At 54.1% G+C, this 1269-nt stretch carries 2 protein-coding genes; both read right to left on the reverse strand.

The window, feature by feature from the left end:
* The coding region (locus A3722_RS04995; RefSeq protein WP_150120442.1) for an IS110 family transposase at positions 1–567 on the reverse strand (567 nt) is incomplete at its 3' end.
* A gap of 386 nt (positions 568–953) precedes the next feature.
* The coding region (locus A3722_RS05000; RefSeq protein ID WP_161488212.1) for an ATP-binding protein at positions 954–1269 on the reverse strand (316 nt) is incomplete at its 5' end.

A 1269-nucleotide genomic window follows, 5' to 3' on the forward strand; every position in this document is an offset into this window, starting at 1 on the left:
AGCCATGAGCTGTTCTGACAGGTTGCGGATCACCTCGTTGGCGATGTCTGGCAAGTCGAGCACTTCACCAAGAGTGATGTCCTCAGCAAATCCAATCACACGGGCCAGCCCTTTAGGAATGAAGATGCCGAACTCCGCGACCAGACCACGCAGATTGTTGATGAGTTGCGTTCTTTGGCGCACCAAAAGGTCACGCGCCCGATGTAGCGACAACAGGGATTGCTGCTCGACTGTTTTGGTCGCAACAAACCGCATGGTGGGTCGGGTCACTGCCTCGCAAATTGCTTCGGCGTCAATGGCATCAGACTTACCGCGTTTGACATATGGCTTCACATACATCGGCGGAATCAGCCGAACCTCGTGACCAAGAGCTGTCAGTTCACGGGCCCAATGATGCGCACTGCTGCACGACTCCATGCCAATCAGGCACGGATCCAGTTTTGCAAAGAACGGCAGAAATTGCGTTCGTCGCAGCGGCTTGTTGAACACGACTTCTTCGCTCGCGGTGATCCCATGGACCTGGAAAACGTTCTTGGCCAGATCAACGCCGATTGTGGTAACTTGCATGGGGTGGCTCCTCTCATAAGCAGATTTTGACAACTGCACTATGGCGCATTGCGACGCCGGTTGAAGCAGGAGCCATCCACCCCATCAGCTCCACACCCGTGCTAATTATCTGTAGGTAGCGGAAATTCGAGGACGTGGGTTTAGTCCGTGCTAAATCGCAGCTTTCCAGGGCTGTTAGACCTGTCCGCACGCTCTGATATCTTCGCCTACGAGAGGCCCGGTAGGCTTATGGTGGGCAATGAGACTTTCAACGCACAGCATCAGTCGAAATTGAATGAGCCGCCATGGCCCCTCTGAGGTGCAGAACCCCAAGGTGTTGATTGTCACTGAGAACTGACCCGGTATTTTCACCGAGATTTGACCCACCCTCAGTTATGCGTCGTGGTCTATGATGCGGTCAATGTTTTGGCCTCCTTTGCAGTTTTCTTTGCTGCCTCAGAACTGACCTTGAAGCGGTAGCTGTCGTTTCCGGTTTCGAGGATGTGGCAGCGGTGGGTAAGCCGATCCAAGAGAGCGGTGGTCATCTTTGCATCCCCGAAGACCTGCGCCCATTCTGAGAAGCTAAGGTTGGTGGTGATGATCACACTGGTGCGCTCATAGAGCTTACTGAGCAGATGGAAGAGCAGCGCCCCGCCAGATGAACTGAACGGCAGGTAGCCGAGTTCGTCCAAAATGACCAAGTCGACCTTCGTCAGCGTCTCA

This window comes from Sulfitobacter sp. HI0027 (assembly GCF_001634775.1).
Taxonomy (GTDB): Bacteria; Pseudomonadota; Alphaproteobacteria; order Rhodobacterales; family Rhodobacteraceae; genus Sulfitobacter.